Annotated in this window: 7 protein-coding genes; 3 read left to right on the top strand and 4 right to left on the bottom strand. The window is 68.2% G+C overall.

The features are described 5' to 3' along the window. The 4 genes from VD972_RS29380 to VD972_RS29395 all read right to left on the bottom strand — a co-directional run. Positions 1–928: PLP-dependent aminotransferase family protein (locus VD972_RS29380; RefSeq protein WP_324992074.1), on the bottom strand; the 928-nt coding region annotated here is incomplete at its 3' end. A 2-nt stretch (positions 929–930) separates the two neighbouring features. Next, on the bottom strand, positions 931–1,401 hold the full coding sequence (locus VD972_RS29385; RefSeq protein ID WP_324992075.1) for an Lrp/AsnC family transcriptional regulator: 471 nt from the start codon (positions 1,399–1,401) through the stop codon (positions 931–933). 96 nt (positions 1,402–1,497) lie between these two features. Further along, the gene (locus VD972_RS29390; protein WP_324992076.1) at positions 1,498–2,259 is read right to left on the bottom strand and encodes a crotonase/enoyl-CoA hydratase family protein; all 762 of its coding nucleotides are present in this window, start codon (positions 2,257–2,259) and stop codon (positions 1,498–1,500) included. Between the two features lie 141 nt (positions 2,260–2,400). After that, positions 2,401–3,711, bottom strand: coding sequence for a pectin acetylesterase-family hydrolase (locus tag VD972_RS29395; RefSeq protein WP_324992077.1), 1,311 nt, complete (start codon positions 3,709–3,711; stop codon positions 2,401–2,403). A 90-nt stretch (positions 3,712–3,801) separates the two neighbouring features. Here VD972_RS29395 and VD972_RS29400 point away from each other — a divergent pair, with 90 nt between their 5' ends. From VD972_RS29400 to VD972_RS29410, 3 genes are all read left to right on the top strand, one after another. Then, positions 3,802–4,479 carry a hypothetical protein gene (locus VD972_RS29400; protein WP_324992078.1) on the top strand — a complete coding sequence of 226 codons (678 nt, stop codon included), beginning with the start codon at positions 3,802–3,804 and terminating at the stop codon, positions 4,477–4,479. Positions 4,480–4,509: 30 nt separating this feature from the next. Continuing rightward, positions 4,510–6,129 (top strand): alpha-amylase family glycosyl hydrolase, encoded by a 1,620-nt coding sequence (locus VD972_RS29405; RefSeq protein WP_324992079.1) that lies wholly within the window; start codon positions 4,510–4,512, stop codon positions 6,127–6,129. A gap of 18 nt (positions 6,130–6,147) precedes the next feature. Next, a partial coding sequence (locus VD972_RS29410) for an NAD-dependent epimerase/dehydratase family protein (protein WP_324992080.1) occupies positions 6,148–6,360 on the top strand: 213 nt, incomplete at its 3' end.

Genomic DNA, 6,360 nt, shown 5'->3' on the forward strand with positions numbered 1-6,360 from the left:
CCCCGTATGTGGCTCGCAGCCGCGTCAGGTGCCCGTCGTAGTCGAACTTCGCCAGCAGCCGCGCCGTGGCCCGCTGCGCCAGCGTCGCCGTGTGCAGATCCGTGGACTGCTTGACGATGGTGAGCGCACGCGTCAGCTCCCGCGAGCCCACCGCCCACCCGATCCGCAGCCCGGGCGCCAGCGTCTTCGAGAACGTCCCCAGCTGCACCACCACGCCCATGTCATCCAGCGAGGCCAGCGACGGCAGCGCCTCGCCCCGGAAGCGCAGCTCGCCGTACGGGTTGTCCTCCAGGATCAGCACCCGGTGCCGCTGGGCGAAGCGCACCAGCGCGTGCCGCCGCGCCAGCGAGAGCGTGGTGCCCTTCGGGTTGTGGAAGTTGGGGACGATGTAGATGAGCTTCGGCCGACACCGGGTGGCCAGCTCCTCCAGCTCCTCCACCCGCATGCCCTCGGCGTCGCTGCCCACACACTCGATGCGGGCCTGGTACCCGTCGAAGCTCTGCAGCGCCGCCAGGTAGCTGGGGTTCTCCACCACCACCACGTCCCCCGCATCCAGCATCACCTTGGCCACCAGATCGATGCCCTGCTGCGAGCCGGCCGTGATGAGCACCTGATCCAAGGTGGCCCGTACGCCGCGCTGGGCCAGGTGTGCGCAGATCCACTCGCGCAGGGGCGCGTAGCCCTCCGTGGTGCTGTACTGCATCGCCGCGGGGCCCTCATGGGCGAAGACCTCCGCGTGCGCCTGGGCAATGGCCTCCACTGGGAACAGCTCCGGCGCTGGCAGCCCGCCCGCGAACGAGAGGATGTCCGGACGCTCGGCCACCTTGAGGATCTCGCGCACCGCGGACGTCTTCATCCGCGACATGCGCTGCGCCAGCGGCAGGGAGACAGGGGAGGGCACGAGCATCGCGCTGGTGGCCGTGGACATGGTCAGTCTCCTTTCAACTGCTCGGGGGAGACCTGCACGTGCGTCTCCTCCTTGATGGATGTCAGGACGATGGTGGTGTGAGTGCCGGTGACGCCGGAGATGGTCCGCAGCGTCTCCACGAGGAGCTGATCCAGCGTCCTCGTGTTCGCCGTCTTCACCTTGAGGATGTAGGACTCCTGGCCCGCGACGCGGTGAGCCTCGAGCACTTCGGGCAGCCCCATCACCTTGTTGGCGAAGTTCTCGAAGTACTTCGGGTGCTCGATGTTCACGCCGATGAACGCGGTGATGTCCTTGCCGAGCTTCGTCGCATCCACTCGCGCCGTGTACCCGGTGATGACACCGCGATCCTCCAGCTTGCGGATGCGCTCGGCCACCGCCGGCTGCGACAGGCCGATCGCTCGGGAGATCTCCAGCTGGGTCGCCCGCCCGTCGCGCTGAAGCATGTCCAGAATGCGGTAATCGAGGCTGTCCATGGTGCCGAGGGCCTTACTTTTATAGGTGCCTGAGGTCTACGGCATATAATCTATATTTTGTCCCCCAAACTTTCAAGGGGCAAACGCGCGCGGCTCCTACTCGAACTTCCCGTGCCGGCCCGCGCCCTGGGCGAAGCGTCGAGCCCCTGACAGGGACTCAGCCTCGAGGACCTGGGCCCCGCCCAGGAACTCCTGACGGAGCGCGGCCTCCAGCGGCAGGCTCGCCTGCTCGTAGGCAGAGCGGCGATCCGCGTTCATGCATGCCTGCGGGAAGGCGGCGAGCTCTCTGGCCAGCGCCTCGGCGGCTGCCCGGGCCTGGCCGCGGGGCACCACGCGGTTGACGAGCCCCATGCCCAGCGCCTCCTGCGCGGACACCGGCCGCCCTGTGAGGATGAGATCCAGCGCGCGCGACAGGCCGATCAGCCGGGGCAGGCGCACCGTCCCACCGTCGATGAGCGGCACGCCCCAGCGGCGGCAGAACACGCCCAGCACCGCATCCTCTTCAGCGACCCGGAGATCACACCAGAGCGCCAGCTCCAGCCCGCCTGCCACGGCGTGCCCGGAGACGGCTGCGATCACCGGCTTGCTCAACACCAGCCGCGAGGGCCCCATAGGGCCGTCCCCGTCCGGAGCAAGGTGCGGCATCCGGCCCTCGGACACGGCCTTGAGATCCGCGCCCGCGCAGAAGGTGCCACCCTCGCCGAAGAAGACGCCCACCTTCGCGTCCGGATCCGCGTCGAACGCCTGGAAGGCCTCCACGAGCGCACGTCCCGTGGGACCATCTACCGCGTTGCGCACCTCGGGGCGGTGGAGGATGACGGTGGTGATGGGGCCGCTCTTCTCGATCCGGACGCTCATGCGCGCGCAGCCTCGCATGAGCCCCGGCGGGGCGGAACACGTCTCTGCCCCAGCCACCTGCCGTCTACGGCCCCCGCGCGCCGGAGCGAGCCACCCTCTCAGAGGCGGCCCGCACCGGGGCAGGGGCAGGGTGCAACCGGATCAGCCGCCGAGCGCGCCGTTGATGAGCGCAGCGACAGCGCTCATGCCCGGGTCCTCGTTGTTGTACCCGTTGGCAGGCTCGTAGATGCGCACGCGCTGGTTGTCGTTGATGAAGCGCTTGAGGAACACGTCCATGCCCACGAACTCGCTGTAGCACTTGTACGTCTGTCCCGGCGGCCACTCGAGGTACTCCCACCAGTACTTCTTCTTCTCCATGCGCTGGCAGGCGTGCGCGCCGATGAAGGTGATGACGGTGCTGCAGTGGCTGGAGTTGATGGGCCGGTGGTACGGGATGAAGTAGCTGAAGTTGTTGTACAGGTTCAGCTCCGCCACCAGCCGGTCCTGGTCCACCTTCCAGTAGTTGTGGATGGAGGCCTGATCGTTCGGCGTGCGGAAGCGCTCGTAGGAGAAGCGCGAGTAGTTGTAGTCACGCGTGTAGCCCGTGTACGCCAGCTGGTCGTTCGGGAACTCCGTGGCGACCATGCGGTTGATGCTGCCGAAGTTGTTCTGGTCGAACGAGCCCGGCAGCAGCGAGAACACCGAGTTGAGGTTCCAGGACTGGCGGATCTGCGTGTGCAGCGCGCGCGAGAGATCGTTCACGTTCGGCGCCAGGAAGATGGGGCCCGAGTCGTTCAGCAGGTAGCCGCGGGCCGGGTTGATGGCTCGGCGCACGAAGTAGTACGCGGACGAGGTGGCCGCACCGCCGGCGCTGAAGCCCGTCACCAGCAGCTTCTGCACGCTGGGGAACTGCGTCCGCGCGTAGTTCGCCGCGGCGATCGTGTTGGCGTACCCGTTGTGGCGCCACACCAGCGGCGGGTTGGCCCCCGTCTGATCCGTGTAGGTGGCGGTGTTGTTGCCCACGTGCACGTCGCCCGTGCAGTAAGGCATGTAGACGATGTTCCAGTCCTTGGTGACCAGGTCCGTCTTGCTGCGCAGCGGCAGGCCCGGATCCGCGCCGTTCACGATGGGCGATACGTACTTCGCCGTGAACTGCGTCATATAGTCGTTGGTAATGCCGTTCGGGTTGGCGGCGCCCAGAACTCCGGCGCGGCCGCTACAGGTGTCGTAGTCCCAGCACGCGCCGCCACCCTCGAACAGGAAGAGCAGGTTCGGAGAGCTCGTCCGGCGGATGAAGAACTTGTACTGCGAGCCGTTGCCGCACACCGTGCCGGGCAGCTCCACCTTCTGCCAGGTGTAGTTGTTACCGCCGTCCACCAGGATGTTGATGATGGAGGGAAGCAGGACCTCGGCACGCGGGGCCGTGGGCAAGAGCAGCAGGGCGATCAGCCCTGGGAAGAGAAGTCGCTTCATTCAGGTTCCTCCTGATTCGGGGGGATTGCCTGTTATACGCAGAGTGAACTAAAAGTCTAGGGGTCAGGGAAACGTCGTGAGCGCACGCACATGAAGGCCGGTTGGAAGATTCCGCTCTTGATTGGTGTGGTCGCCGTGCTCGTCGCGGTCCTGTTCGCGGTGCTCGGCGGCGGAGCAGGCCCACCGGCTGACCCACCTGCGCTATCGGTGACGGCCGCTGACCCGCGCCCGCCCGCGGCTTCCTCTCCGTCCCCGATCCAGCCGTCTCTCCCGGGTGCGCCGGAGAGCCAGGCCGAGGCCCTCGACAAGCTCCTCCAGGTCCCCGCGGCCGAGTCCTCTGAGGAGCCGGGCTCCGAGTACCCGGTGAAGATGGAGGAGCTTCGGGCGCAGATGCCCGGCAACCTGTACTGGGAGCTGGATGCGCCCACGCAGGATCCGCAGGTGCTCCAGAAGCGCGCCGAGACGCTGCGGAAGTGGAACGAGGTCTTCGGCAAGGTCCAGTCGGGCGACGCCTCCGAGGACGAGATCCACCGCTACTACGACTACCGGCGGAAGCTCTCGGAGGACTACATCGCGGTCGCGAACCGGATGCTCACCGAGCACGGCGATCAGCTGCCCGAGCGGGACCAGGGGCTGCTCGCCCTGAGCATCCGGATGCACGAGGACCGGATCAAGGAGGTGCCGCGGCAGACCGAGGAGGCGCTCGCGCGCAAGCAGCTCCAGGACAAGCGCCGCGAGGAGTGGATCCGCAACGGCAAGAAGCCCTGAGCCGAAGAGAAGCGGGTAAGGTGCGCGCCCATGATCCGGTCTCCCGCCCTCTGTGCCCTGGCCGTGCTGTGCGGCGTGCTCGCCGCCTCTGCGGCCCCGCCCCCGCGTTCATCCTCGGCCGCGGCTCCTGGCTGGCAGCTCGGGTGGGCCCGCGGCGCCGTCTTCTACGAGGTCTTCGTCCGGAGCTTCGGTGACTCCAACGGCGACGGCGTGGGGGACTTCAACGGACTCACCGCGAAGCTGGACTACCTGAAGGACCTGGGCGTGGAGGGGCTGTGGCTCATGCCCGTCTTCGAGTCGCCCAGCTACCACGGCTATGACGTGGTCGATTACGAGAAGGTGGACTCCGAGTACGGCACGCAGGAGGACTTCGACCGGCTGGTGCGCGAGGCCCACCGGAGGGGCATCCGCATCGTGCTGGACTTCGTCATCAACCACACTGGCGCCGGGCACCCGTGGTTCGTGGAGTCCGCGTCCTCTCCCAGCTCGCCCAAGCGCAACTGGTACGTCTGGCGGCAGGACAACCCAGGCTGGACGCAGCCCTGGGGCAAGGGGCCGGTGTGGCACCCGAAGGGGGACGCGCACTACTACGGCATCTTCTGGAGCGGCATGCCGGATCTCAACTACCGCAGCCCCGAGGTCCGCGCCGAGGTGAAGCGGCTGGCCTCGCTGTGGCTCGGGCGTGGCGTGGATGGCTTCCGGCTGGATGCGGCCCGCCACATGGTCGAGAAGGGCCCGGGCAACGAGCAGAACGACACCCCGGAGACGCACGCCTTCTGGAAGGAGTTCTCCACCCACGTGCGCAGCATCCGCCCGGATGCGCTCCTGGTCGGTGAGGTGTGGAGCGACTCCAAGGACATCTTCCCCTACTACGGCTCGACGGCGCGGGTGGCGGGCGGGGACGAGCTGCCCATGCTCTTCTACTTCCCGCTCGCCGAGGCCATGCTGGACTCGCTCCTGTATGGCGACGCCGCGCGCCTGGCCGCACGGCTCGAGGAGGTGAGCACCTCCATGCCCAAGGGCGTCCTGACGGCATCATTCCTCGCCAACCACGATCAGATGCGCGTGGCCAGCCGGCTCGAGGGGCAGGAGGCGCGGATCCGGGTGACTCCGGCGCTGCTGTTGACGCTGCCGGGCACGCCCTTCCTTTATTACGGGGAGGAGATCGGCCTGCCCAATGGCCCGAAGGAGGAGGGCGATCCTGGCAAGCGTCGCCCCATGCCCTGGAACGACACGCAGACGGCGGGCTTCACCACGGGCAAGCCGTGGGCGCCGCTCGTCGAGGGCTGGCAGCAGCGCAACGTGGCCGCGCAGCTCCGCGACACGGGCTCGCTGCTGCATCGCTACCGGCTGCTCATCCACGTGCGCCGCGCCTCGCCCGCGCTGCGGCTGGGCGCGCTGCGGCCGCTGCCCCGGAACGAGGAGGCCCCCACCGTGGTGGCCTTCCTCCGGGAGGCTGGGGGCGAGCGCGTGCTCGTGGTCCACAACCTTGGCGCTGCGCCGAGCTCCGTGAGCCATGCGCTGCCCGCAGCGCCCGCCGAGGCGCTCTTCGCGGATCCGGAGGTGACTGCGGCCGCCGAGCCTGGCAAGCGCGGTATGTGGAAGCTGACGGTCCCCGCGCACTCCAGCGCCGTCTGGCGCCTGCGGTAGCGCTGAGCGGGAGGGACGATGGCGAGCAGAGCGATCATTACTGGCGCGAGCGGCACGGTCGGCTCGCGTCTGGCCGGGTACCTGCGACAGCAGGGCCTCGAGGTCATCCCTTGGGATCGACGGACGGTCCCAGTGGACGACTATGCGGCGATGGAGCGGTTCGTGCGGGAGTCCTCCGTGGACGTGCTCTTCCACCTGGCTACGGCCTCACAGCCCACGGGACGCCCAGGG

Source organism: Hyalangium sp., assembly GCF_035629615.1.
Taxonomy (GTDB): Bacteria; Myxococcota; Myxococcia; order Myxococcales; family Myxococcaceae; genus Hyalangium.